Source organism: Oligella ureolytica DSM 18253, assembly GCF_000373745.1.
Taxonomy (GTDB): Bacteria; Pseudomonadota; Gammaproteobacteria; order Burkholderiales; family Burkholderiaceae_B; genus Oligella; species Oligella ureolytica.
Genome location: NZ_KB892313.1, coordinates 47,293 through 73,076, shown reverse-complemented (window position 1 = coordinate 73,076; position 25,784 = coordinate 47,293). Strand labels below are relative to the sequence as shown.

The following is a 25,784-nucleotide window of genomic DNA, read 5'->3' as shown; positions in this document are numbered from 1 at the left end:
CTAATTGTTCGCATTTAGCTTTGAACTTGTTTATCCTATGGATATGCAGTTAAGTCACAACATATTAACTATATGACAATAGTTTAACCACTAATTAAGGAGTCTCGAATGAGCAATGATTATTCGGCAACCAGTATTCCAGACATTGACGAAGTCGAAACCCAGGAATGGTTGGAGTCTTTGGAGGCGGTGCTTGATCGTGAAGGCACGGAGAGAGCACATTTTCTAATTGAAAAGCTAACTGATTTGGCTCGTCGCTCAGGATCTAATATTCCTTACTCGCCTTACACAGCGTATGTGAATACGATCCCTCCAGGTCATGAACCAGCTAACCCGGGTAACCTAGAATTAGAAGCGCGTATCCGTGCTTATATTCGATGGAATTCGGTAGCGATGGTCGTCAAAGCCAATCTTCATGAAACAGAAGGTGGTGGTGGTCTTGGTGGTCATATGGCGTCTTATGCTTCATTGGCTACGATGATCGAAAGTGGTCAAAACCATTTCTGGCATGCAGAGACAGAAGATCATGGTGGTGACTTAGTTTATTTCCAAGGACACTCTTCCCCGGGTATTTATGGTCGTGCTTATTTAGAAGGCCGTATCACCGAGGAGCAACTAGATCATTTCCGCCAAGAGGTTGACGGAAAGGGTTTATCATCCTATCCACACCCTCATTTAATGCCTGAGTTCTGGCAGTTCCCAACAGTATCAATGGGCCTCGGTCCAATGATGGCTATTTATCAAGCCCGTTTCTTGAAGTACTTACATGCTCGAGGCATTGCTGACACGACAGATCGTAAGGTTTGGGTTTTCTGCGGTGACGGTGAAATGGATGAGCCGGAGTCTTTAGGTGCTATCGGCTTAGCTGCACGCGAGAAATTAGACAACTTAATTTTTGTTGTTAACTGCAACCTACAGCGCTTAGACGGCCCAGTACGCGGTAACGGTAAGATCATCCAAGAACTCGAAGGTGAGTTCCGCGGTTCCGGTTGGAATGTAATTAAGCTAATTTGGGGTAGCTATTGGGATCCTTTATTAGCACGTGATACCGACGGCGTATTGCGTAAAGTGATGGAAGAAACCATTGACGGTGAGTATCAAGCGTATAAAGCCAATGACGGTGCCTATGTACGTAAGCACTTCTTTGGTAAGGACCCACGCCTTTTAGAAATGGTTAGTCGCATGAGCGATGAGCAGATTTGGCGTTTAAACCGTGGTGGTCATGATCCTAACAAGGTCTATGCAGCGTTTGATGCTGCCATGAAAACAAAAGGTCAGCCGACAGTGATCTTAGCAAAAACCATTAAGGGTTATGCTTTAGGTGAAACCGTTCAGGGTAGAAACCCATCGCACCAGCAAAAGAAATTAGAAGAAGAGTCTTTACGTGACTTACGCGATCGCTTGAATATTCCAATTCCTGATGAGAAGATTGCGGATATTCCTTATTTTAAGCCATCAGAAGATTCTGCTGAAATGCGTTATTTGCGTGAGCGTCGCGAAGCTTTAGGTGGTTTTTATCCACGTCGCCGTACTGACTCTGATGAGCGCCTAACAGTCCCCGGTTTAGAGTACTTTAAGACAGTTACTGATCCGACGCCTGAGGGCCGCGAATTATCAACGACTCAATCGTTTGTTCGTTTCCTAAACCAATTATTGCGTGATAAGCAATTAGGTCATCGCGTTGTGCCTATCTTATCTGATGAAAGCCGTACCTTCGGTATGGAGGGTTTATTCCGTCAAATCGGTATTTATTCTCCTGATGGTCAAAAGTATGTGCCTGTAGATAAAGATCAGGTCATGTATTATCGCGAAGTAGAAAACGGTCAGCTATTACAAGAGGGTATTAACGAAGCCGGTGCTACTTGCTCATGGATTGCCGCAGCGACTTCTTACTCCACAAGTAACCGCATTATGATTCCGTTCTTTGTGTACTACTCAATGTTCGGTTTCCAACGTGTAGGTGATTTACTGTGGGCTGCCGGTGATATCCAAGCTCGAGGTTTCTTATTAGGTGGTACTGCCGGTCGTACGACGCTTAATGGTGAGGGTCTACAACACGAAGACGGTCACAGCTTATTATTAGCTTCTACTGTTCCTAATTGTGTTTCTTATGACCCAGCCTTTGGTCATGAAGTCGCTGTCATTATGCAGCATGGCTTAAAACGCATGGTTCAAGATCAAGAAAACGTGTACTACTACTTGACGCTAATGAACGAAAGCTACCCAATGCCTGGTCTTAAAGAGGGTGATGAAGAGGGCATCTTAAAAGGAATGTATCGCTTTAGCGAAGGTGCCGCAGGTGAGCATAAAGTCAACTTACTTGGTTCAGGTACCATTTTACGTGAGAGCATTGCCGCTCAAGAGTTACTCGAAAAAGACTGGAACATCAGTGCTGATGTTTGGAGTGTAACGAGCTTTACTGAGTTACGTCGCGAGGGGCTTGATGCCAATCGTGAAAACTTACTCAACCCAACAGCGACTCAAAAAGTGCCTTATGTCACTCAATTGTTAGATGACTCTCAAGGTCCTATTATTGCGAGCACGGACTATATGAAGGCAATTGCTGATCAAATTCGTGAGTTTATTCCTGAGGGTCGTTCTTATCGTGTTCTCGGTACTGATGGTTTTGGTCGTTCTGATTTCCGTCATCAGTTACGTAAGCACTTTGAGGTTGATCGTTACTTCATCACACTGACTGCATTAAGAAGTTTGGCTGATGAGGGTAAGATTTCAATGGACAAGGTTGTTGAAGCAATCGAAAAATATGGCATCGACCCTAACAAAGCTAACCCACATTACGCCTAATGGAGAAGCATCAAAATGAGTAATTTAATTGAAGTTAAAGTTCCTGATATTGGTGATTTCGACGAGGTTGACGTAATTGAAGTGCTGATATCGGAAGGCGACCGCATCGAAGAGGATCAAAGCCTGATTACTGTAGAGTCAGATAAAGCTTCTATGGAGATACCATCGAGCGCTGCCGGTATTGTTAAATCTTTAAAAGTCCAAGTGGGCGATAAAGTAACAGAAGGTACTGTTTTATTAGAGCTTGAAGCAGCGGATGGAGCTGCTGCTTCAGAGCCGCCTGCAGCCACTGAGGAAGCACCTACTCCTACAGCAGCACCGGTAGCTGCCGAAGAGCAGAAACCTGCTCCTGCGCCTGCAGCAGCAGGTGGCGGTGTGGTTCAGGTTGTCGTACCTGATATTGGCGATTCTGATGAAGTCGATGTGATTGAGGTGATGGTCTCTGTTGGTGATACGATCGAAGAAGAGCAAAGCCTAATCACCGTTGAGTCTGACAAGGCATCAATGGAAATACCCAGCAGTCACGCAGGTATAGTGGTTGCTGTAAAAGTCCAGGTGGGCGATAAGGTTGCTCAAGGCACTCTCATCCTTGAGGTTGAAACTGCCGGCGCGGCTGCTGCCGGAGCACCTGCTGTTGAAGCCCCGGTGACGGCTGCTGTCGAAGCTGAAGTAGAGCCGGCGGCTACGCTTAGTCCAGGCGTAGAAGCAACTCATGCTTACCCTGTACAACGTGCAGAGCTCTCTGACGACAAAGAGTCGCCAACAGCTTCATACGCTTTAACAGCCAAAGAAATTCGTAACTTACCGCACGCTTCTCCTTCCGTGAGAAAGTTTGCCCGTGAGTTGGGTGTGGACTTGGCTTCTGTCAACGGTACAGGCACTAAGGGCCGTATTGTCATTGATGACGTACGCCAATACGTTAAGAAGGCCTTGTCAATTGGCTATAGCCAACCTTCTGCGACGCCTGCTGCAACTAAAGCAGTTGACGGTGGTGGTCTACAGGTATTGGATTGGCCAAAAATTGATTTCAGTAAGTTTGGTGAAATCGAAACACAGCCATTATCACGTATCAAGAAGATTTCAGGCGCCAACTTACACCGTAACTGGGTGATGATTCCTCATGTGACTAACAATGATAAAGCAGATATAACTGATTTAGAAAATTTCCGTAAATTATTAAATAAAGAGCATGAGCGCGAGGGCATACGCTTTACGATGCTGGCCTTTTTAATTAAAGCAGTGGTAGCCACGCTTAAGAAATTCCCTGAGTTTAATGCCTCTCTCGATGGCGATAACTTGGTTCTTAAGAAGTACTACAATATCGGTTTTGCCGCAGATACACCACATGGTTTAGTCGTGCCGGTGATTCGCGATGCTGATAGAAAGTCAATTATTGAGATTGCCCAAGAAATGGGTGAGTTATCCAAAGCAGCGCGTGACGGTAAATTATCACCGAGCCAAATGCAAGGCGGATGCTTTACCATTTCTTCTCTAGGCGGTATTGGTGGTACTGACTTTACGCCGATCGTTAATGCACCTGAAGTTGCTATTTTAGGTGTATCCCGTTCAGCGATTGAACCTGTGTGGAATGGTACTGAATTCAAGCCGCGCTTGATGTTGCCATTGTCATTGTCTTATGATCACCGCGTTATTGACGGTGCAGCAGCTGCCAGATTCAATGCTCACTTAGGCGCTTTAATGACGGATTTCCGTCGCGTGGCACTATAAGGGGTTAGTAATGAGTGAAATACAAGTAGTAGTGCCTGATATTGGTGATTTTGATGCAGTGGATGTGATTGAGGTGTTAGTTGCCGTCGGTGATGTAATCGAGGTCGATCAAAGCTTAATCACAGTAGAGTCTGACAAAGCCTCTATGGAGATTCCTTCATCACATGCAGGTAAGATCACCACTTTATCTGTCAATGTGGGTGACCAGGTTTCTCAAGGTTCGGTTTTATTAACGCTAGAAGCAGAGGCTGCCCCAGCAGCTGAGGTCAGCGAGCCGGCCAGCACTGAATCAGCACCGACACAATCTGCCGCTCCAACCGCTTCAGCTGCTCCGGCTGCTGCTGCAGGTATCAGTGCTAAGGCCGGTGATGACGCCTATGATGTGGTTGTTTTAGGTGCCGGTCCCGGCGGCTACTCAGCGGCATTTAGAGCGGCTGATTTAGGATTAAAGGTTGCGTTAATTGAGCGCTACTCCACACTGGGCGGCGTTTGTCTCAATGTAGGTTGCATCCCTTCCAAGGCGTTATTGCACAATGTCTCTGTTCTTGAGGCGGCTAAAACACTAAGCACCGCAGGTATCTCATTTGCGGAGCCTGAGGTCGATTTAGATAAGCTGCGCGACGCTAAGGATCAGGTAATTACTAAACTGACCGGTGGTCTGGCTTTTATGGCTAAATCCCGCAAGGTTGATGTGATTGTCGGTACGGCCAACTTCAAGGACGACCATCATTTTGTTGTCGCAAAAGAGGATGGTTCAAGTCAAGAAGTTGCTTTCCATCATGCAATTATTGCGGCTGGTAGTGAGTCAGTTAAACTGCCTTTCCTGCCGGAGGATGAGCGTATCGTTGACTCGACAGGTGCATTAGAATTACGCCAAAAGCCTGAAAAAATGCTTGTTATCGGTGGAGGCATTATCGGCCTGGAAATGGCGACTGTCTATTCAGCGCTTGGTGCACGCATCGATGTTGTTGAGATGATGGATGGCCTATTTGCGGGTGCTGATAAAGACTTAACCAAGGTTTGGGAAAAGCGTAATAAGCATCGTTTTGATAACTTGATGCTTAAAACCAAAACCGTGAGCGCTGACGCCAAGGAAGATGGTATTTATGTCAGCTTCGAAGGGGACAAAGCGCCAACCGAACCTCAACGTTATGATCTCGTCCTTCAGGCCGTTGGTCGTCGTCCAAATGGAGCAAAGATCAGCGCTGATAAGGCAGATGTTCATGTGGACGAGCGAGGCTTTATCCCGGTTGATGGTCAGATGCGCACCAATGTACCGCACATTTTTGCTATTGGTGACATTGTCGGTCAACCCATGCTGGCTCACAAAGCTGTGCATGAGGCGCATATAGCCGCGCAGGTGATTGCCGGTCAAAAGAGTGTTTTTGATGCTCGCGTGATCCCATCGGTGGCCTATACTCACCCTGAAATTGCTTGGGTTGGCTTAACCGAAGAGCAAGCCAAGGCAGAAGGCATCAAGGTAGAAAAGGGCCTGTTCCCTTGGGCGGCCTCCGGACGTGCCATTGCTAATGGCACAGAAGATGGCTTTACTAAGTTGTTATTTGATGCTGAAACTAAGCGTATCTTAGGCGGTGCGATTGTCGGCGATCATGCCGGTGATTTAATCTCTGAGGTTTGCTTAGCCATTGAAATGGGTGCTGATATCGATGATATCGCGTCGACCATTCATCCTCACCCGACCCTTGGTGAGTCGGTTGGTATGGCAGCGCAAGCAGTACATGGTGTTTGTACTGACTTACCGCCCGTAAAGCGTTAAAATAGTCTTTGTTTAGGCTAAGCGTAGAGTGCTTTAATTAAACGCACTCTACGCTTTTTTTATGTTTATTTTCTGTAGTTGCAAATCAATGAGTATCGTCCCCACATCCAATAGCAGCCTTAATCAATGGCTGAGTTATTTAGAACAATTGCATAGCCAAGAAATTGATTTAGGTCTTGACCGTATTAAACAAGTCGCTGAACGACTCGATACCGATTGGGACGCAGTCAAAATAGTTGTTGGTGGGACAAACGGCAAGGGCTCAACATGTGCCATGCTTGAATCGATTTATCTGGCAGCAGGTTATCAAGTAGGCCTGTATACCTCTCCACACTTGATACATTTTAATGAGCGCATTCGTTTAAACGGTTGCCAAGCATCAGACGAACAGATTGTTGAGCAGCTGGATCGTATTGAAAAGGCAAGAGGGGAAATTAGTCTCAGCTATTTTGAATACACGACCTTAGCCGCTATTTTGTTATTCAAAGAGAGCCAAACACAGGTAGCTATTTTTGAAGTGGGCTTAGGCGGTCGTTTAGATGCTGTTAATCTGATCGATGCAGATTGCTCAATCATCACGTCGATTGCTATCGATCACGTCAGCTACTTGGGCGACACTCGAGAGCAGATTGCTTGGGAAAAAGCGCATATTTACAGGAAGGGCAAACCGGCCATTTGTGCTGATCCGGAACCGCCACAGACATTAATAGACTATGCCAAAGAGATTGGTGCGGACTTGCAGTTATTCGGTCGTGACTTCAATTTTAGTGGCGATCAGGTGCAATGGACCTTTGCCGATAGACATCAGCGACGCAATGCGCTGGCCTATCCGTCGCTTAGAGGTGCTAATCAACTCATCAATGCAGCGGCTGCTTTAGCTGCGATTGGCGCATTGAAAATGTCGGTACCTGTACCCAACCAGTCGATAAGACAAGGCTTGTTACAAGTGGATTTACCGGGGCGTTTCCAAATCCTACCGGGTCAACCGACCACTGTGCTTGATGTTGCCCATAATCCACATGCCGCCGCCGTGTTACAGCATAACCTTCATGTTATGTCGTATTTCCCTTATACGACTGCGGTATTTGCTATGTTAAATGATAAGGATGCGGATGAGGTAATCAAAACCCTAGCTAAATCGATTGATTATTGGTATTGTGCTACCTTATCTGGTGGTCGGGGACTCTCAGGACAGGAATTAGCTGATAAAATAAATAGCTTAATACCAAAAGACAAAGACGGCTTACCACAGGTGGAAGTATTTGACGCGCCCAGATTAGCCTATGATGCAGCTAAAGAGCGTAGTCAGCTCGAAGACAGAATAGTCGTTTTTGGTTCATTTTTAACGGTAGCAGATGTCTTAGAACATCTACAATCATCGAATTAATCTAAGGATTATAAGAAATATGGCATTATTCGGTTCAGGTAAAAATCAACGCCCAAGTGAGCAATATGAGCAAAAGCGCAGCAGTTCACGTCAGCAGCAGCGCTATCAGAATGAGCGTGAGATGAAAGAGCAGCGCGTCAGATCACGCAATCGCTTAATTGGTTCAGTGATTTTAGTATTAGCAGCAATTATTATTCTGCCATTGATCCTTAAAACGGGCGATGACTCAAGTAATCAGACAGTTACTAACGCACCGCTTATTTCTCCCGGTTCCAGCATTGGGCAGGGTGAGTTGGTCGTTGAGCACTCATCGGGTACACAAACGCCAAGCGACTCAGAAGAGCCCGGAATGACCCCACAAGGTGCTGAAGAGGGGCTGTCTATCGCTGAAGGCGGCGTATTGTTTGAGGATGATGAAGAAACGCCTTTAGCCGTTGATGAGTCCTTACCCGAAGGTGAAGACGAAGCGGCCTTTGCAGGCACCTCAGGTCTTTCTATTGCAGAGTCAACAGCGGAGCAGAGCGCCATTGAAGCCTCTGAGGCAAGAGAGCGTGCAGAGCGAGAGGCGGCTGCAGCGGCAGAGCGTAAAAAGCAAGAGCAAGCAAGAGCTGCAGCAGCTAAAGCCGAGCAACAAAAGCAGCAGCAAGCCGCAGCGGCCAATAAGAAGCGTACAGACGATGGCAGTAAGGCCTTAGCGATTCTAGAGGGCAGAGCAGCTCAACCTTCTGCTAGTGCGCCCGCACCGGCTGCCAGCAATACAGGTGAGTTCAGTCTACAGGTTGCATCGTACACAAACGCCAATGATGCACGTACTCAACGTGACCGCTTGAGAAGCTCCGGCATTTCTAATGCCTATATTCAAAGTGCTACTGTTAATGGTAATCAAGTCTTTCGCTTGCGTGTCGGTCCCTTCTCTAGCAGAGAGGCTGCGCAAGCTGCGCAAACCCGTGTAAGAGCGTTAAACTTTAGTGATAGCTTTGTGACCGGTCGCTAGCCTTTACAAAAGTTTTTTAAGTTATGACGGCTTTCGATTACGTTATTTTAGGGATTATCCTCGCCTCAGGTCTGTTGGGCCTGTTGCGAGGATTTCTCAAGGAAGTTTTTTCTCTATTAGCTTATATCCTGAGTTTTTTAGCGGCTATTTGGTGGGGACCCAATTTAATCCCTATGCTGGCTCGCTATATTGATCAGGCAGTATTAACCGTAGGTTTGGCTTATTTTCTTGTTTTTATAGGCAGTTTATTAGTGCTGGGACTTCTCAACAAAACCTTAGGTGCTTTGTTGGATGTCACCGGACTGGGCTCTGCCGATCGGGGCTTGGGTTTTTTATTCGGAATTTTTCGTGGCGTAATCATTGTTTTAATTCTCGTTTTAATCGCCGGTTGGAGCGCACTGCCACGAGAGCTTTGGTGGATAGAATCTCACTTTGCTCATATGGCAGTGGATACAATTCGTCAAATTAAAATTTGGTTGCCGGAAGGTATTGCAGTTTATTTACCTTATTAATTTGTTTTAAAATTTAGTATTTTTTAGGCGTATTTTCATGTGCGGTATTATTGGTATTCACGGTTGTTCACCAGTTAATCAATTGCTTTATGATGGTTTGTTGCTTTTACAGCACCGTGGTCAGGATGCCGCAGGTATAGCCACGTACCAAAATAATCAATTCCATCTCTACAAAGCCCAAGGCTTAGTTCGCGATGTTTTCCGAACGCGTAATATGCGCTCTCTGCCGGGAAATAGTGGCATTGGCCAAGTAAGATATCCCTCAAGTAGTGCCACGGGTGATGCCGATGAGGAAGCACAGCCTTTTTACGTTAATGCGCCTTATGGTATTACCTTTACGCACAATGGCTATCTGACGAATTCAGATGAGTTGAGAGAGTCTCTATTTAAGCATGACCGACGCCACATTAACACCAGTTCTAATAGTGAGGTGTTATTAAATGTTTTTGCTCATGAACTGCATGAAGTAAGCAAAAGCAGCACCCTCCAGGTTGACGAGGTATTTAATGCGGTAACTGCTGTCCATAAGCGTGTTAGGGGTGCTTATGCTGTGGTTGCGCAAATTGCCGGCTACGGTATTTTGGCTTTCAGAGATCCCAATGGTATTCGACCGCTTTGTTTAGGTACCCAAGAAACAGACGAGGGAGTAGAGTGGATAGTGGCTTCTGAATCAGTCGCAGTCGAGGGTATAGGTTTTCATTTTGTACGTGATATCGCGCCGGGTGAGGCTGTGTTTATCGACACCGAGGGTAAATTGCACTCACGTCACTGCGCAGACAATGCAATATTAAGTCCATGTATTTTTGAGTATGTGTATTTTGCACGTCCCGACTCTACGATTGATGGCGTTAATGTCTATAATTGCCGCTTGCGTATGGGTGAGTTATTGGCTCAGAAATTAGCGCGCGAACTACGCCTGTCAGAAATTGATGTAGTGATGCCTATTCCCGACTCGTCCAGACCGTCCGGCATGGAATTAGCTTCAACCTTAGACTTGCCGTATCGAGAGGGTTTTATCAAAAATCGGTATATCGGTCGAACCTTTATTATGCCGGGTCAAGCAGTGCGCAAAAAATCCGTGCGTCAAAAACTGAATCCGATGCGCATTGAGTTTAAAGACAAGAATATTCTCCTAGTAGATGATTCCATTGTTCGTGGTACCACCAGTCGTGAGATTGTGACAATGGCTAGAAATGCCGGCGCTAATAAGGTGTTTTTTGCTTCTGCCGCGCCTGCTGTTCGCTATCCTAATTTTTATGGGATCGATATGCCTGATCAAAACGATCTCATTGCGCATGGCAGAACAAAAGAGCAGATCGCAGAAGAAATCGGTGCTGATGATTTAGTCTTCCAAGATCTAGATGATCTGAAGTCATCCATCTTAGAGTTAAATCCCAAAATTGACCGTCTTGATGCCTCTTGTTTTGATGGGGATTACGTGACGGGTGATATTGTATTGCCGGCTTAAATAGGGGTTTAAGGGTGCTTGCATTTCTCGGGGCAGTCAATAACCCCGGGAGTGCCGAAATAAATTTTAAGCTCTTTTAAATAAACTTAAAATCAACACAATAGCAATGACGGCAAATAGTAATAAGGCCCACATTGCATACTCTACACCGAATAGCTCAACCGCAGCATCCATGCACGTTGTGTAAATCCCAAAGAGCCAAGGCAATGCAGCATCAAGCCCGGTTTGACGGGACATAAAGACATCTGCAAAGGTCATGTCGCAAGAAAAACTGGCACTGGCAACGGAGTACTGATACCATGCAGCGACGACACCGCTGACGGATAATCCGGCTGCGATAAATGTGATGATTTTTTGGTAAATAAAAGAACCGGAAAAATTAACCAGTATGCAGACAAGCGCAATGACGATAAAAATCAGTCGCTGAAGCACGCACCAAGCGCAAGGGAGCATACCAAGCACGTGCTGACTGAATAAGGCAAAAGCCACGGCAGCTAGGCAGATAAAAGCGATGATATTGAGTAATTTACGTTGTGTCATGTTTAAATCACTAAAACTAAGCATGTGCAGAAAATCTTAAACTTATCACTAGCTCAACAATACCATTCCACATAATTTGTATCCCGATACAAATCAATAAGAAAGCAATTAGACGCATCACGACAGCCATACCGGTCTGGCCCATTTTAGTCATGATCTTAACCGCGAAACGATTGGACATATAGAGTAAAAAACCAATTAGAAAACACCCTAGCGTGATCCCAATGACTGAAAAGAACTGCTCGCCATTGACACCCCTTTGTAAAGAAGCTCCCACTGTAATGGCCGCGGCAATGGAGCCGGGGCCGGCAGTAAGAGGGAAGGTGAGCGGATAAAAAGAGTTGGCCTTTGCTTTTTCAATATTAAAGTCATCGGCAAGCTTTTCGTGATGTCCGCTATCGGGGTCTTCAGCGTTTAATAGCTTCCATCCGGCGTGCACAACAATCATCCCACCGGCTAACTGCACGATAGGAATGGAAATGCCGAACATTTTTAAAAACAAATTACCGAATAAAGTAGAAACTAATAAAATACAAAACACATAAATGCCCACCTTGCGGGCAATAATACGTCGACCTTCTTTGGAGGCACCCGCTGTCATGCTCCAGAATATCGGCGTGACATAAAGCGGATTAAGTATGGGCAATAAGGTACCGAGCACCAAGAGAAAACTACTTAGTGTAGTAGCGATATATATCATCAATTCGTGACTGATTTAGAAGTTGAAGGAAGTAGTTCATTTAAAACATCAATAATAGCACGTTCAAAGTTGAGTTGTGAGTGTTGGCCCTCTAGGAATTGCCCCTCGATAATAAAAATATCTTCTACCCGCTCACCCAAGGTTAATAAACGTGCCATTCGTAAATTGATTTTAAATTGGCTAAAAATATGGGCTAAGCTATATAGGATACCGGGCGTGTCGGTGGTGTTAATCTGTAGTCGCCAATAGCGTCCACTCTCTTCGCGATCTAATTGCACTCTCGGTCGAACAGGAAAGCTTCTTGAGCGGCGTTGACCGGGGGACGTGGTTGGTAGATCGGCATTATCAATATCCGGTGCGGATAGGGGATAGGCTAAATCCAGTTTACGTGCCAGATTTTTTTCTATGCTTTTTTCAAAGGTCGTGGAGTCACCAATAAAACGAGGACTTTCGACTAAAAAGCTGTCTAGTGCATAGCCATTTAGGCTTGTGTGAATTTGAGCTTCGTAAACATTAATTTGTTGCTCGTGAAAATAGGAAGCAATACGTTCAAATAAGGCTTCTTGGTCTTTAATAAACACCAAGATCTGCATGGCATCCGCTCTATCTGTGGCTCTAGCCCGAACAATTGCTTGCTCCGTGTCTGTGTGCTCAAAGAGGTTGAGTGTATGCCAAGCAATGTCGTCTGCCTCATGCCTTAAAAAATAGGCATTATCCATTTTCGACCAAAACAGATCGCGTTGCTCATCGGTCATGCCCTTAGTTCTAATTAAGGCTTTTGCTTCTTTTTTGCGTTGTTCCAAAATTTGGCTACGATTAAAACTATTATCACCCAATGCACTTGAGCATAAGTAGTATAAGTTTTCTATTAATTTGGCTTTCCAGCTATTCCAAACTTTGGGACTGGTGCCGCGAATATCTGCCACCGTCAGTAGATAAAGCGCTGCCAAACGACTTTGAGTATTTACTTTTGCAGCAAAGGCACGAATGACTTCCTCATCAGAAAGGTCTCTTTTTTGAGCAACATTAGACATTAGTAAATGCTCAGCCACTAAGAACCTCAGAAATTCAATGTGCTTTTCTTGTAGGTTGTGCAGCCTGGCAAACTCGACCACTTCAAGAGCTCCCAGAGCAGAATGATCGCCGCCTCGTCCTTTGGCGATATCATGAAATAATGCGGCAATATACAGTAACCATCGATCTTCAAAGTTCTCCATGACTTGATGAGCTAAGGGATTTTCATCAGCAAACTCACTCAGTGTAAAACGGCGAATATTGCGAATGACCATCAACGTATGCTCATCTACCGTGTACACATGATACAAATCATGCTGCATTTGTCCCACTACTTTATTAAAAGCAGGAATATACGCAGGAAGAACGTTTAAAAAACTCATCAAGCGAAGACTTTGCACAACACGCGTTGGTTGCTGCAAGATTTGTAGAAATAACCAGTGATTAATCGGGTTGTTTCTAAACTGCTCATCAATACGGTCTACTGAGTCCCAAATAAGTCGTTGGGTTCTGACGGAAATGGTTTGAACTTGGTGGTTTTGTTGAAAAACTAAAAAGGTTTTTAATAGTAGTTGAGGTTTACGTTGAAAAATATCATCATGTATGACATCGAGCTCTTCATCAATAATTTTAAAGTCTTCACCTAGCAGCTGCTCATCTACTTGCTGGTTTTCAAAGAAGTAGCTTTCAAATATTTGCATCATAAAGCCGCTGATCACGTACACGGTGCGCGCATCTTGATAGTACATTTGCATGAGTAATTCGCTTGATCGTTTGCTTTGCTCAGCTTGAATACTTAGCTTACGTGCGAGTGCGATTTGGGAATCAAACAGCAAGCGGTCATCATTTTTTTTATTTAATAAATGAAGCTCAATGCGTAAGCGCTGATAATTACTTTCCGCGGTCTTCATTTGTAGCGCTTCATTTTCAGTCATGAAGCCGGCACTGACCAGACGGTGCCATGATGGTGTAATGCCCGCTGCCCGAGCAATCCAATGGATAAACTGAATGTCACGGATACCACCGGGAGATTCTTTGCAGTTGGGCTCCAGTGCGTAGGGCGTATTGGCATAGCGCTTATGTCTTTGCTTGTACTCTAAGGCTTTGGCACGATAAAAAGATGAAGGATTTAATTGCTTCTTGAAGCGTTTTTGCAGTTCTTGAAAATTGCTTTTATTGCCGAGAATAAAACGTGATTCCAATAAACCGGTTTCTATTGTAATGTCTTTGCGCGCTTCTTCAAGACACTCAGTGATGGTGCGTACGCTATGACCAACTTCCAGCCCGAGGTCCCAAAGTGCGGCAATAAAAACTTCCAACAGCTCTTGTTCTGCCAGTGTGGGGAATTCTTTAATTAATATTAATAAATCAATGTCCGAGCTGGGGTATAGTTCACCGCGACCATAGCCGCCAACAGCACATAAACAAGCGTGTTCGGGCAGGGGGTGGTCGGTAGCTACTTCTTTTAAAATGCGATCAACGATCTTACGCAAACTGATCAGCAGTTCATCAGGCCTGCTACGATCGTGCGTGTAAAGTTCAATCGCTTGATCGTATTGTTTGCGCAGTTTTTCTTTGAGTTGAAAGCTTTTCGCGGTGAAGTTCATAGCAGATTATTCAGCTGGTGGTTCCGGCATACCCGGTGAGGCGGATAGGATCTCATAACCATCATCGGTGACGATTAGTTGATGCTCCCATTGGGCAGAGAGGCTGCGATCTTTGGTGACTACTGTCCACTGATCACCCAATAGGGAAGTGTGGTGTTTGCCGGTATTGATCATGGGTTCAATCGTGAAAACCATGCCTTTCACTAGTGTCAGTCCAGTACCAGGTTGGCCGTAATGAAGAATTTGCGGATCTTCATGCATGACCTGACCAATGCCATGGCCGCAATAATCGCGTACCACAGAGAAGCCTGCCGCTTCAGCGTGTGTCTGGATGGCATGACCAATATCACCCAAGGTAGCACCGGGTTTAACCGCACGAATTCCTTTCCACATACACTCATAGGTCGTTTCGACTAAGCGGCGAGCGAGGATTGATGGCTTGCCAATCATAAACATGCGGCTTGTGTCACCAAACCAACCATCTTGCTCAATCGTAATGTCTAAATTAATGATATCGCCATCTTTGAGCTTTTTGTCACCCGGTATGCCGTGACAAACCACGTGATTGACTGAGGTGCAAATAGCGCCGGGAAAAGGAGGGTGACCATAGCCAACAGTTGCTGAGCGAATGCCTAATTCCTCAATACGCTCGCGAGTTAAGCGATCAATTTCGCTTGTTGTTATACCGGCTTTTATATAAGGGGTTAAGTAATCCAAAATGCCGGCAGCTGTCTGCGCGGCGCGACGAACTTTAGCAATATCGTTCGTGTTTTTTAAAGTTGCCATAAAATCGTTTCCAATATGTTTAACAATCGTATATAATTATACACTTTATTTTCTTAGCTAAAACCGTAGCCAAATAAGTTACAAGCCACTCGTTAAGTTACAAGCCACTCGTTCAAGTAATGGGCTGTAGCTGGTGCTAGCGGAAAGTATTCTTTTTATTTTATTTGAAATCGCGTGTGTACCACCCAGGGGTGTTGGTGTAGGCATTTTATTTATATGCGCTACGCTAATCCTGAGTACACACAAGACCAAACCCTTTGGAGATAATCACATGTCATTATTACGTGAAATGCTAGAAGCAGGTGTGCACTTTGGCCACCAAACTCGTTACTGGAACCCGAAAATGGCTCCTTACATTTTCGGTCAACGCAACAAAATTCACGTTGTTAACTTAGAAAAAACAGTTCAAAAGTACCTTGAAGCCATGGAGTTCCTACGTGCCTCAGCTGCTCGTGGCGAAGAGATCCTGTTTGTAGGTACAAAACGCGCTGCTCGCGATATCATCGCTCAAGAAGCAGAGCGCGCTGGCTCTCCTTATGTTAACAACCGCTGGTTAGGCGGTATGATGACTAACTTTAAAACAGTTAAGTCATCAATCAAGCGCTTAAAAGACATGGAAGCAGCTGAAGCTGACGGCAGCACTGAGCTAATGAGCAAAAAAGAAGCGCTTATGTTCAGCCGCGAGTTAGATAAACTGGAAAAATCAATCGGTGGTATTAAAGACATGGCTAGATTGCCTAGCGTTCTCTTTGTTATCGACGTTGGTTACCACAAAATTGCGATTCAAGAAGCGCGTACTTTAGGTATCAAGATTGTTGGTGTTGTTGATACTAACCACTCGCCTGATGAAATCGATTACGTTATTCCTGGTAATGATGACTCTGCTAAAGCCATTGCTTTATATGCTCGTGGTGTTGCTGATGCAATTATTGCCGGTCGTGAGGCTCGTGATGGCGCGTTAGTTGAAATGCTTCAAGAAGAGCAACAGGCTGAAGACGCTGCTGACGAAGTAGCTCAAGATGCCGAGGAAACTACTGAAGAGTAATTTCCTCAATCGTTATTTGCCTTAATACTGTCATTTTATTAGGGTAAATTCACATGAACAGTTGGGCTGTTCTGACTAGAGACATGAATAGCCCCGTCATTAATTAACGGGGCTTTTTTTATATTTGGAGAATTACATGGCTGCAATTACCGCTGCAATGGTTAAAGAACTTCGTGAAAAAACTGATGCACCAATGATGGAGTGTAAAAAGGCTTTGACTGAAGCTGATGGCGATATGGCACGTGCAGAAGAAATTTTACGTGTTAAATTAGGTAGTAAAGCCAGCAAAGCTGCTAGCCGCGTTACCGCAGAGGGTCTAGTAGGCCTTTTTGTTGCTGATGATGCAAAAGTGGGCGCTTTAGTAGAAGTTAACTGTGAAACTGACTTCGTTTCTAAAAACGATGATTTCATCAACTTTGTTAACGACGTTACTAAGTTAGTTGTTGATACTAACCCGGCTGACCTCGATGCTTTAAATGCAACAGAGTTCCGTGATGGTACAGTTGAGTCTGTGCGTGCTGCTTTGGTTGGTAAAATCGGTGAAAACTTATCTGTTCGCCGCTTCCAGCGCTTCGAAACTGAAGACAAATTAGCTTCATACAACCACGGTGGTCGCATTGGTGTGTTAGTTGACTACAGCGGCTCTGACGAGGTTGGTAAGGATTTGGCTATGCATGTTGCGGCTACTCGCCCACAAGCCTTAGATGCTGATGGCGTTCCTGCTGAGTTAATCGAAGCTGAGCGTTCTGTAGCAAAACAAAAAGCTGAAGAAGAAGGTAAGCCTGCAAACATCATCGAGAAAATCGTTGAAGGTTCTGTTGCTAAGTACCTAAAAGAAGTTGCTTTAGTTTCTCAGCCTTTTGTTAAAGACGATAAGCAAACCGTAGAGCAAATGCTCAAAGCTAACGACGCTTCTATCAAAAACTTCGCTCTCTTTGTTGTTGGCGAGGGTATTGAGAAAAAAGAAGAAGACTTTGCTGCTGAAGTTGCCGCTGCTCAAGCTTCTTTATAAACTCCAGCTGGCGAGTTATTAGAGCAACTGCTTTGCGCAGTATCTGATAACAGTAAAACCGAGGTCGATTAGATCTCGGTTTTTTTATGCATGCTCCTATTAGCCATCTAAACTTTGATAAAATAGGGCGATTCTTTTTATATGGTGCGAACATGACAAGTGAAATTGCTTATAAACGAGTTTTATTAAAACTTTCCGGTGAAGCCTTAATGGGTGAAGACTCCTTTGGCATTAACCGACAAACCATTTCTCGCATGACTCAAGACGTTGCTGAGATCGCCAAGATGGGTGTTGAGTTAGCAATTGTGATAGGTGGCGGTAATATTTTCCGTGGTGTAGCCCCCGGCGCTCAAGGTATGGATAGAGCGACAGCAGATTATATGGGCATGATGGCCACTGTGATGAATGCCTTAGCACTTCAGGATGCATTAAAAAGTCATGGCGTTGTTGCCCGAGTTCAGTCTGCTATCAATATCGATCAAGTGGTCGAGCCCTATATTCGCCCCAAAGCGCTTCGATACCTTGAAGAGCAGAAAGTGGTGATTTTCGCCGGCGGTACCGGTAATCCATTCTTTACTACAGATACTGCAGCAGCCTTACGTGGCGCTGAAATCGGTGCCGAGATTGTTTTAAAGGCGACTAAGGTTGATGGAATTTATAGTGCAGATCCTAATAAAGATCCCAAAGCGACACGATATAGTAGTATAAGTTTTGATGAGGCGATTTCTAAGCGCCTCGAGGTAATGGACGCTACTGCATTTGCCCTGTGCCGCGATCAAAAGTTACCAATTAATGTGTTTTCTATTAACAAAAGTGGTGCCTTAGAGCGTGTCATACGTGGTGAAGATGAGGGCACCTTGGTTCACGTTTAATATTTATAGTTTAAGAGAAAAATAATGAGTACAAGTGAGATAATTAAATCGACCGAAAACCGCATGGGTAAATCGATTGAGAGTTTATCAAATAACTTAGCCAAGATTCGCACCGGTCGTGCAAGCCCCGGTTTATTGGATCACGTTCAGGTTGATTACTATGGTTCTATGGTGCCGGTAAGTCAAGTTGCCAACGTTAACGTTATTGATGCGCGTGCACTTAGCGTACAGCCTTGGGAGAAGAACATGATCTCGGTTGTCGAAAAGGCAATTCGAGAGTCAGATTTGGGTTTAAACCCGGTACCTTTAGGTGATTTAATTAGAGTGCCTATGCCTGCCTTGACTGAAGAGCGTCGTCGTGAGTTAACTCGCGTTGTACGTGCTGAAGGTGAAGATGCTAAGGTAGCGGTTCGCAACCTGCGACGTGAAGCTAATGACTCTTTAAAAAACTTGGTAAAAGACAAAGAGATTTCCGAAGATGAAGAGCGTCGCTATCAAGAAGTTGTGCAAAAACTAACCGACAAGTTTGTTGCTGAAATTGATGATTTAATTGCTCGTAAAGAGGAAGAGGTGATGACTGTTTAGCTGATTAGCTTAAACAGTCATGATTCTGGTGAGGGGTTTAGTGTCACAGTCCAAGATTAGTTCGACTCAGGTAGTGCCTGAGGTATCAGCAACACCGCAGCATTTAGCGATCGTAATGGATGGTAATGGTCGTTGGGCAGCTAAACGACACTTGCCCCGCACGGCGGGTCATTTGCGCGGTATCGGTGCCGTACGCCGTACGGTACGTTACTGCGGCCACAAAGGTATTAAGTACCTTACTTTATTTAGCTTCAGTTCTGAAAATTGGCGCCGACCAAAAGATGAGGTGGATTTATTAATGAACCTCTTTGTGCGCTCTTTACAAAAAGAAGTTAAAACGCTGCACAAAAACAATATCTGCTTAAAAGTGATTGGTGATCTTTCGGCTTTTAGCTCGCAAATTCGTGAGTTAATTGCTAAAGCTGAAGACCTGACCAAAGACAATGACTCAATGTACCTAACCATCGCTGCTAATTATGGTGGGCGTTGGGACATTTTGAACGCTTTTCAAAATTACATGAAAGAGCAGGGGGTAGATCCTGAGCGCCGTGTTGATGAGTTGGATTTTGATAAGTATTTAAGTATGTCGTGGGCCCCGGAGCCGGATCTATTCATTCGTACCGGCGGTGAGCAGCGAATCTCCAACTTTTTAATATGGCAATTAGCTTATACAGAGTTATACTTTACACCTACCTATTGGCCCGACATTAAAGATAAGCACCTTGATGAGGCGTTGGCATGGTATTCGACTCGTGAGCGTCGCTTTGGTCAAACTAGTGCTCAACTAGTCAAATAGTCAAATAGTTTTCCCTATCCTATAGAGAGATTGTATGTTGCGAGAACGTCTGATGACGGCAGTCGTATTGTTAGTGATTTTAGCGGTGCTTTTATCACTACAGCAAAGTGTTTATTTTGCCATTTTTTGTGTCATCGCATCCGGCTTGACCTTGGCAGAATGGTGGAGAGTGTGTTTAGACGGACGTTTTAAGCGGCTAGCGTTTGGCGTGGCTACTATCTTAACGATTGTCGTCATTATCTTTAGCTTTAGTCTCGTTACGCGAGGCGATGAGGGGATGGCCAGCACGCAGCTCACGGATACGTCATTAGTGCGTTTTAATTTATGGCTATCCATTATCAGTAGTGCTATTTGGCTATTTGTCATTCCTTTTATTCTAAAAAAAGGACAAACTCAGCACAAAGAAAATCCGTTGTTCCATGGCCTCTTTGCTTTGATTGCGGTCTCTGCCGCTGCTCTCTCTCTCATATTATTTGTGCAGTATTTAGGCTCTTGGTTTGTCTTTTCTTACTTCATCCTGATTTGGTGTGCCGATACCTTTGCCTACTTTGGCGGTCGACACTTTGGCGGAACCAAGTTGGCGCCTGCAATTAGTCCCGGTAAAACCCGTTCCGGCGCTATCTGTGGTGTTCTTGCTGCGACTTTATGGCTAGTGATCAGTGCCTACATGAGCCCTACATCCTTTGGTGGTATTTTATTAGCGCATAGTAATTTACTTGTGCTTCTACTCAGTGCGATTGTTTTATCCATTTATTCAATCGTTGGCGATCTCTACGAATCACTCATGAAGCGTCGAGCAAATATCAAGGATTCAAGCAATATTTTACCGGGACATGGTGGGGTTTGGGATCGTCTAGACTCAGCGTTGGTCGTGACGCCAATGACCTTTTTACTAATATATGTTTTTTTAATTTAAAAGAAATTAGGAATCTTAGAAATGGCAAGACCTCAACGTATTTGCTTATTCGGTGCGACCGGTTCAATCGGTGACAGCACCTTGGATGTTATCGCATCCCACCCTGAGAAATTTGAAGTCTATGCCATGAGCGCGTTTAGTCAGGTCTCTAAATTAATTGAGTTGAGTCTGGTGCACAGGCCTGAGGTGTTGATTTTACCAAGCCAAGAGGCGAAGCAGCAGCTGACCAGTCTATGGCCCAGTGATCGTGCTTTGCCTGAGCTGCGTATTGGGGCGGAGGCCTTGGTAGAGACTGCCATGGATCCAGAGGTTGATACCGTCGTTTGCGCTATTGTCGGCACAGCCGGTTTGGCGTCAGCCTATGCAGCTGCCAAAGCGGGTAAACGCATTCTTTTAGCCAACAAAGAGGCATTGGTGGCTTCCGGTGAGCTGTTTATGAGGGCAGTCAGACAAAGTGGTGCCGAGTTGCTGCCTATTGATAGTGAGCACAATGCCATTTTTCAATGTTTACCTAATCCTGTCGCTCATAGCGAAATTAAGCAAATCATCTTAACAGCGTCGGGTGGTCCATTCAGAGATACGGAGGTGGGCTTATTGGACGGTGTAACACCTGCTCAAGCCTGTAAGCATCCTAATTGGTCGATGGGCCGAAAGATTTCTGTTGACTCAGCCACCATGCTAAACAAAGGGCTTGAGGTGATTGAAGCGAAGTGGTTGTTTGATCTACCCTTAGAGCAAATCAAAGTCTTGGTGCACCCGGAGAGTACGGTGCATTCAATGGTGCATTATTGTGATGGTTCCATTCTCGCTCAGCTCGGCAACTCGGATATGCGTATTCCGATTTCTCATGCGCTGGCTTATCCTAAACGCCTTCTTAATCAGGCACCGGAGTTTGACCTTAGTCAATTCTCACAACTGAATTTCAAATTGCCTGATTTACAGCGTTATCCTTGTTTGGACTTGGCTTACCAAGCATCAGAGGCTGGACAAGAGAGTACCATCGTGCTTAACAGTAGTAACGAAATCGCTGTTGATGCTTTTTTAAATAATAAAATCAAGTTTACTGATATTCCAAAGCTTATCGCCTCAATGTTGGAAAAAAGCTGGCATCAGATGATCGATTCCATAGAGGCAGTTCATGCCTTTGATGAAGAGGTCCGAATTAAATCAGCAGAACAGTTACAGCAGTTTATATAGGCTTATAGAAGAAGTTCTTCATGTTAACAACTATTATCAGTTTTTTAATTACTATCAGTATTGTCGTCGTTTTTCATGAATGGGGGCATTACCTAGCGTGTCGTCTGTTTGGCATCCATGTCGAACGGTTTTCGCTCGGTTTCGGTCAAGTCATCTATAAAAAAACGGATCGTCGAGGTTGTGAATGGGCACTTAGTTCTTTGCCACTTGGTGGTTATGTCAAGCCTCTGTCTATCGATTCTGAGCATTATGCAGCGTATTTAGACAGTCCTGAAGGCTTGCCGGGCAAACCCATCGAAGCAGTCACTCCTTGGCATCGTTTTGTTGTCTTTGCGGCCGGACCCTTATTTAGTTTTATATTAGCGATTTTAATTTATACCGGTTTAAATCTAAAAGGCGAACAGGAGGTGATTGCTGTGTTAGCGGAGCCTCAAACAGCGTCTGCTGCGGCCGATGCCGGATTGCGCCATCGCGATTTAATCATAGGGGTCAATGGTTCGTCGGTTTATAGTTGGTCTCAACTAAATGAAGCGCTATTAGAACCTATTCACTTTGGTCGTGAAGCAACATTGGAAGTGATAAGAGGGCTGGATACTCAATCGTTTCCTGGGCATATTCGTGATTTGGAGCAACAGCTAGCTTCTTATCCTAAAGAGTCGTTGCTCATTCGTTTTGATGCGGTAAACGGCAGTTTAGAAAATCGTAACTTAATGGCTGAAAGTGGCTTATTTATCGATACCTCGCGAGTTAAAGTGGTTGAGGTGATGGCAGATAGCGCTGCCGCAACAGCCGGACTTATCGAGGGCGATATTATTAAGGGCCTTTGTGCGCCACTCCCCCAGCAGCGCGAGAACTCAGCTACTACTTTCAGTCTTCAGGGTTTAATGATGGCATTTAAGGAGCATCCGGATCAAAGCTTATGCTTAAGTGTAGAGCGTAATGGTTCGAATCTATCCATGCCGCTGACGCCTGATTTGGTGAGCCAAGATGGAGAAAGTTTTGGTCGCGCCGGTATGCGCTTATCTGCCGACCTCCCAACAATGACCGTACGTTATGGCGTTATCGACAGTGTCACTAAGGCGGTAGAAAAAACCTATCAATTGGCTGCCATGTCGGTTAAGGTCGTTGGCCGAATTATCACGGGCGATGTTTCGTGGCGAAATTTAAGCGGTCCTCTGACCATTGCTGATTACTCAGGCAAGGTGGCTCAGGCAGGTGTTTGGCCCTTTATTTCATTTATCGCTCTCATCAGTCTGAGTATTGGTGTCCTGAATTTGTTACCTATACCTGCGTTGGACGGTGGACAGATGGTTATCTGTGCTATTGAGGGCGTGCGCGGCAGACCCTTACCTGACAAAATCATTCGCCATATCCATGCGACAGGCTATGTATTATTGTTGATGTTAATGGTTTTAGCATTTACGAGCGATATTTTTAGACTTTTATAAAAAATCCTAAAATAGGCGTTGATAAATGGCATAATTGAGTAGTTTTACTCGTCTGTTGACTTTATTAACATGAAGAGTAAATTTGTCATAAAATTATGTTTTTAACTTTATCGTATTGTCTTGTCGGCTTTTGTTTGTTGGCAGTTTTCTTAAAATTAAAGGATTGTTAATGCGTATACGCCAAAACTTTACCCATAACAAAAAATCCTTAGCATTGAATTTAACAGCATTTTCTTTGGCACTCTTGATGCCATTGAAAAGTTTGGCTTTTTCACCGTTCGTTGTGCAGGATATTCGTGTTACAGGGTTGCAGAGTGCTGAGCCGGGGATGGTCTTTAGCTATTTACCGGTAGGAGTAGGCGGTACTTTTACCGAAGAGCAGGCGACCGAAACTGTACAGCGCCTTTATGCGACAGGTTTGTTTGATGATGTAAATATCCATACGCAAAATCGTATTGTTGACATTCAAGTGGTCGAAAGACCGATTATTACCTCATTAATCTATGAGGGCATGAATGCATTTAATGACAAAGAATTAAATACATCCCTGTTGGCAGTAGGTTTTGGCGAAGGCCGGGCACTTAACCCGGCACTACTGGATAGAGCCAAAGACGAAATTCGTTCTCAATACATTCTCAAAGGGCATTACGGCGCCACAATTGAGCATACGTTGACTCCCTTGCCCGGTAATCGTGTAGGTGTGAGTTTCCAGGTGCAAGAGGGTGGTCGTGCCCGTATTAGCGATATTAATTTTGTCGGCAACGAAGCCTATAGCTCATCTACTTTGCGTAAGCAAATGGTACAAACGACACCGGGCTATATGACTTGGTTGACAGGTAGCCATCGTTTTAGTCGCGAGGGCTTAGAAAGTGATACTAAAAATCTACGCGATTTTTATTTAAATCGTGGTTATTTGGATTTTCATATCAGTGAACCACAAGTAAGCATTTCAACGGATCGTCAAGACATTGCCTTAAATTTTACGGTTGATGAGGGCGAGCAATACACCATCCGTAAGCAGCAACTAGCCGGCGATCTGATGGGTCTTAATGACGAACTGCATGACCTGATCGTTCAGCGTGAAGGGCAAGTCTTTAATAATAGTCGTGCTCAGGAAACCGGTCGCCGCATTGAATCTCGCTTTGGTGAATTAGGTTATGCTTTAGCAGAAGTTAATGTCGTGCCAATTACAGATCCCGAAACAAATCAAGTCGATGTGACTTATTTTGTAAACCCCGGTAACCGCATCTATGTCCGCCGTATCAACATCGGTGGTAACGTTCGTACCCGCGACGAGGTGATTCGCCGTGAGGTACGTCAGCAGGAGTCTGCTTGGTATGATGAGGCGCGTTTAAGTACGTCGAGAGACCGTATTGACCGTTTAGGTTACTTTAATACGGTTGATCTTACGCAGACTGCAGTTCCCGGTACAAGTGACCAGGTTGATATTAATATCGATGTTAAAGAAAAGCCGACCGGTTTGATTAACTTAGGTGTAGGCTATGGTTCTACAGACAAGCTATCATTTATGGCCGGCATCAGTCAGGATAATATTTTTGGTTCAGGTACTAACCTAGGCCTTCAGATTAATACCGGTCGTTATAATCGTTCAGGGGTTATTCATCATACTGATCCTTATTTCACAAGTAGTGGAATCAGTAGAACAACGTCATTATATTACCGCGAAAGTCGTCCATACAACGACTATGTTTACGATATGGATGAGCGGACCTATAGAATTCGTACCTACGGTTTTGGTATGAATTTCGGTGTGCCTATTTCTGAGTATGACCGTGTCTTTGTGGGCGCTACCTTTGAGCAAAACCGTGTCACATTACCTAAAGAAGATCATTTGGGGTATGTAGTCATCCCCGAAGCCTATCGCGAGTTTGTCAAACATTATGGCGAAACTTCTAATGTCTTTTTATTCAACGCAGGTTGGACTAAAGATACACGTGACAGTGGCTTGGCTCCTACTCGTGGCTATCGCACCAGCCTTGATGCAGTGGTTGGTGTTGGTGATTTAAGCTACTGGGTAACCAGTGCCTCCGGTCAGTATTACCTACCATTAGGTAAAAACTTTACCTTAGCATTTAATGCTTCTGTAGATTACGGCCGTTCATTTAACAACTCTAAACCATTCCCAGTGATTAAAAATATGTATGCTGGTGGTATTGGCTCAGTCCGTGGTTATGACGGTGCTTCCTTAGGTCCTCGAGACCCTGTGTCGGGTGACTTCCTAGGGGGCTCAAGCCGCGTTCTTGCTAATGTACAGCTATATTTACCATTCCCGGGGACGAATCAAGACCGCACATTACGTTGGTTCCTCTTTGCTGATGCCGGTAAAGTAAATACCACCGGTTCAGGCACATGTTCTACAGGTAATGACCGATATGGTGGTGTTGTTGAGGATCCGTGCGATTGGCGTTATTCTGCAGGGGTTGGTTTGTCATGGCAGTCACCTATGGGGCCTCTTGAGATTTCATGGGCAAACCCGATTAACTCTAAACCGGGAGACGAAAAGCAGCAATTCCAATTCCAGATTGGTACCTCCTTCTAATATCAAATGGTTACAATCAGTTAAAAAAACATGAG

The 25,784-nt window shown here is 44.8% G+C and carries 20 protein-coding genes; 16 read left to right on the top strand and 4 right to left on the bottom strand.

All coding sequences use genetic code 11. From position 1 onward, the window contains the following. The first annotated feature begins 108 nt into the window (after positions 1–108). The 7 genes from aceE to purF all read left to right on the top strand — a co-directional run bounded on the left by aceE (position 109) and on the right by purF (position 10,671). The gene (gene aceE, locus B092_RS0109050) at positions 109–2,805 is read left to right on the top strand and encodes a pyruvate dehydrogenase (acetyl-transferring), homodimeric type (protein WP_018574921.1); all 2,697 of its coding nucleotides are present in this window, start codon (positions 109–111) and stop codon (positions 2,803–2,805) included. 15 nt (positions 2,806–2,820) lie between these two features. Continuing rightward, a complete protein-coding gene (gene aceF, locus B092_RS0109045) occupies positions 2,821–4,533 on the top strand; it encodes a dihydrolipoyllysine-residue acetyltransferase (protein WP_018574920.1) in 1,713 nt (570 codons plus the stop codon). Between the two features lie 10 nt (positions 4,534–4,543). Next, positions 4,544–6,310, top strand: coding sequence for a dihydrolipoyl dehydrogenase (lpdA, locus tag B092_RS0109040; protein WP_018574919.1), 1,767 nt, complete (start codon positions 4,544–4,546; stop codon positions 6,308–6,310). 88 nt (positions 6,311–6,398) lie between these two features. Next, on the top strand, positions 6,399–7,697 hold the full coding sequence (gene folC / locus B092_RS0109035; protein ID WP_018574918.1) for a bifunctional tetrahydrofolate synthase/dihydrofolate synthase: 1,299 nt from the start codon (positions 6,399–6,401) through the stop codon (positions 7,695–7,697). Between the two features lie 19 nt (positions 7,698–7,716). Further along, positions 7,717–8,691 (top strand): SPOR domain-containing protein, encoded by a 975-nt coding sequence (locus B092_RS0109030; protein ID WP_018574917.1) that lies wholly within the window; start codon positions 7,717–7,719, stop codon positions 8,689–8,691. A gap of 23 nt (positions 8,692–8,714) precedes the next feature. Next, a complete protein-coding gene (locus B092_RS0109025; RefSeq protein WP_018574916.1) occupies positions 8,715–9,203 on the top strand; it encodes a CvpA family protein in 489 nt (162 codons plus the stop codon). Positions 9,204–9,240: 37 nt separating this feature from the next. Then, the gene (gene purF / locus B092_RS0109020) at positions 9,241–10,671 is read left to right on the top strand and encodes an amidophosphoribosyltransferase (protein ID WP_018574915.1); all 1,431 of its coding nucleotides are present in this window, start codon (positions 9,241–9,243) and stop codon (positions 10,669–10,671) included. Positions 10,672–10,737: 66 nt separating this feature from the next. On the opposite strand, the gene B092_RS0109015 is transcribed toward purF, so the two are convergent. The 4 genes from B092_RS0109015 to map are packed head-to-tail and all read right to left on the bottom strand — an operon-like array spanning position 10,738 to position 15,318. Further along, positions 10,738–11,211 carry a disulfide bond formation protein B gene (locus tag B092_RS0109015; RefSeq protein ID WP_026253695.1) on the bottom strand — a complete coding sequence of 158 codons (474 nt, stop codon included), beginning with the start codon at positions 11,209–11,211 and terminating at the stop codon, positions 10,738–10,740. A gap of 16 nt (positions 11,212–11,227) precedes the next feature. After that, positions 11,228–11,911, bottom strand: a complete 684-nt coding sequence (locus B092_RS0109010; RefSeq protein WP_026253694.1) for a MarC family protein — start codon at positions 11,909–11,911, stop codon at positions 11,228–11,230. Then, complete coding sequence (locus B092_RS0109005) at positions 11,911–14,532, bottom strand: [protein-PII] uridylyltransferase (RefSeq protein WP_018574912.1); 2,622 nt, start codon at positions 14,530–14,532, stop codon at positions 11,911–11,913. Before B092_RS0109005 ends, B092_RS0109010 begins: the two co-directional genes overlap by 1 nt. Positions 14,533–14,538: 6 nt before the next feature. Continuing rightward, the gene (gene map, locus B092_RS0109000; RefSeq protein ID WP_018574911.1) at positions 14,539–15,318 is read right to left on the bottom strand and encodes a type I methionyl aminopeptidase; all 780 of its coding nucleotides are present in this window, start codon (positions 15,316–15,318) and stop codon (positions 14,539–14,541) included. 271 nt (positions 15,319–15,589) lie between these two features. Between map and rpsB the strand changes: the two genes are divergently transcribed. The 9 genes from rpsB to bamA all read left to right on the top strand — a co-directional run bounded on the left by rpsB (position 15,590) and on the right by bamA (position 25,749). Then, entirely contained in the window at positions 15,590–16,363 is a 774-nt protein-coding gene (gene rpsB / locus B092_RS0108995; RefSeq protein WP_018574910.1) for a 30S ribosomal protein S2, read from the top strand. A 136-nt stretch (positions 16,364–16,499) separates the two neighbouring features. After that, the gene (tsf, locus tag B092_RS0108990; RefSeq protein WP_018574909.1) at positions 16,500–17,375 is read left to right on the top strand and encodes a translation elongation factor Ts; all 876 of its coding nucleotides are present in this window, start codon (positions 16,500–16,502) and stop codon (positions 17,373–17,375) included. 152 nt (positions 17,376–17,527) lie between these two features. Continuing rightward, entirely contained in the window at positions 17,528–18,247 is a 720-nt protein-coding gene (gene pyrH / locus B092_RS0108985; RefSeq protein ID WP_018574908.1) for a UMP kinase, read from the top strand. 24 nt (positions 18,248–18,271) lie between these two features. Further along, positions 18,272–18,832 carry a ribosome recycling factor gene (gene frr, locus B092_RS0108980; protein WP_018574907.1) on the top strand — a complete coding sequence of 187 codons (561 nt, stop codon included), beginning with the start codon at positions 18,272–18,274 and terminating at the stop codon, positions 18,830–18,832. A gap of 19 nt (positions 18,833–18,851) precedes the next feature. After that, positions 18,852–19,628, top strand: coding sequence for a polyprenyl diphosphate synthase (gene uppS / locus B092_RS0108975; protein WP_018574906.1), 777 nt, complete (start codon positions 18,852–18,854; stop codon positions 19,626–19,628). 34 nt (positions 19,629–19,662) lie between these two features. After that, complete coding sequence (locus tag B092_RS0108970; RefSeq protein WP_018574905.1) at positions 19,663–20,544, top strand: phosphatidate cytidylyltransferase; 882 nt, start codon at positions 19,663–19,665, stop codon at positions 20,542–20,544. A gap of 21 nt (positions 20,545–20,565) precedes the next feature. Then, positions 20,566–21,741, top strand: coding sequence for a 1-deoxy-D-xylulose-5-phosphate reductoisomerase (gene dxr / locus B092_RS0108965; protein ID WP_018574904.1), 1,176 nt, complete (start codon positions 20,566–20,568; stop codon positions 21,739–21,741). Positions 21,742–21,761: 20 nt separating this feature from the next. Further along, positions 21,762–23,189: an RIP metalloprotease RseP gene (gene rseP / locus B092_RS0108960; protein ID WP_018574903.1), complete on the top strand. Its 1,428-nt coding sequence runs from the start codon at positions 21,762–21,764 to the stop codon at positions 23,187–23,189. A 169-nt stretch (positions 23,190–23,358) separates the two neighbouring features. Continuing rightward, positions 23,359–25,749: an outer membrane protein assembly factor BamA gene (bamA, locus tag B092_RS0108955; RefSeq protein WP_018574902.1), complete on the top strand. Its 2,391-nt coding sequence runs from the start codon at positions 23,359–23,361 to the stop codon at positions 25,747–25,749. The last annotated feature ends 35 nt before the right edge of the window (positions 25,750–25,784 follow it).

Bases quoted from the DNA above. Each gene is read 5' to 3' on its own strand.
- aceE (WP_018574921.1), top strand. From the start codon at position 109: ATGAGCAATGATTATTCGGCAACCAGTATTCCAGACATTGACGAAGTC.
- aceF (WP_018574920.1), top strand. From the start codon at position 2,821: ATGAGTAATTTAATTGAAGTTAAAGTTCCTGATATTGGTGATTTCGAC.
- lpdA (WP_018574919.1), top strand. From the start codon at position 4,544: ATGAGTGAAATACAAGTAGTAGTGCCTGATATTGGTGATTTTGATGCA.
- folC (WP_018574918.1), top strand. From the start codon at position 6,399: ATGAGTATCGTCCCCACATCCAATAGCAGCCTTAATCAATGGCTGAGT.
- B092_RS0109030 (WP_018574917.1), top strand. From the start codon at position 7,717: ATGGCATTATTCGGTTCAGGTAAAAATCAACGCCCAAGTGAGCAATAT.
- B092_RS0109025 (WP_018574916.1), top strand. From the start codon at position 8,715: ATGACGGCTTTCGATTACGTTATTTTAGGGATTATCCTCGCCTCAGGT.
- purF (WP_018574915.1), top strand. From the start codon at position 9,241: ATGTGCGGTATTATTGGTATTCACGGTTGTTCACCAGTTAATCAATTG.
- B092_RS0109015 (WP_026253695.1), bottom strand. From the start codon at position 11,211: ATGACACAACGTAAATTACTCAATATCATCGCTTTTATCTGCCTAGCT.
- B092_RS0109010 (WP_026253694.1), bottom strand. From the start codon at position 11,911: ATGATATATATCGCTACTACACTAAGTAGTTTTCTCTTGGTGCTCGGT.
- B092_RS0109005 (WP_018574912.1), bottom strand. From the start codon at position 14,532: ATGAACTTCACCGCGAAAAGCTTTCAACTCAAAGAAAAACTGCGCAAA.
- map (WP_018574911.1), bottom strand. From the start codon at position 15,318: ATGGCAACTTTAAAAAACACGAACGATATTGCTAAAGTTCGTCGCGCC.
- rpsB (WP_018574910.1), top strand. From the start codon at position 15,590: ATGTCATTATTACGTGAAATGCTAGAAGCAGGTGTGCACTTTGGCCAC.
- tsf (WP_018574909.1), top strand. From the start codon at position 16,500: ATGGCTGCAATTACCGCTGCAATGGTTAAAGAACTTCGTGAAAAAACT.
- pyrH (WP_018574908.1), top strand. From the start codon at position 17,528: ATGACAAGTGAAATTGCTTATAAACGAGTTTTATTAAAACTTTCCGGT.
- frr (WP_018574907.1), top strand. From the start codon at position 18,272: ATGAGTACAAGTGAGATAATTAAATCGACCGAAAACCGCATGGGTAAA.
- uppS (WP_018574906.1), top strand. From the start codon at position 18,852: ATGATTCTGGTGAGGGGTTTAGTGTCACAGTCCAAGATTAGTTCGACT.
- B092_RS0108970 (WP_018574905.1), top strand. From the start codon at position 19,663: ATGTTGCGAGAACGTCTGATGACGGCAGTCGTATTGTTAGTGATTTTA.
- dxr (WP_018574904.1), top strand. From the start codon at position 20,566: ATGGCAAGACCTCAACGTATTTGCTTATTCGGTGCGACCGGTTCAATC.
- rseP (WP_018574903.1), top strand. From the start codon at position 21,762: ATGTTAACAACTATTATCAGTTTTTTAATTACTATCAGTATTGTCGTC.
- bamA (WP_018574902.1), top strand. From the start codon at position 23,359: ATGCGTATACGCCAAAACTTTACCCATAACAAAAAATCCTTAGCATTG.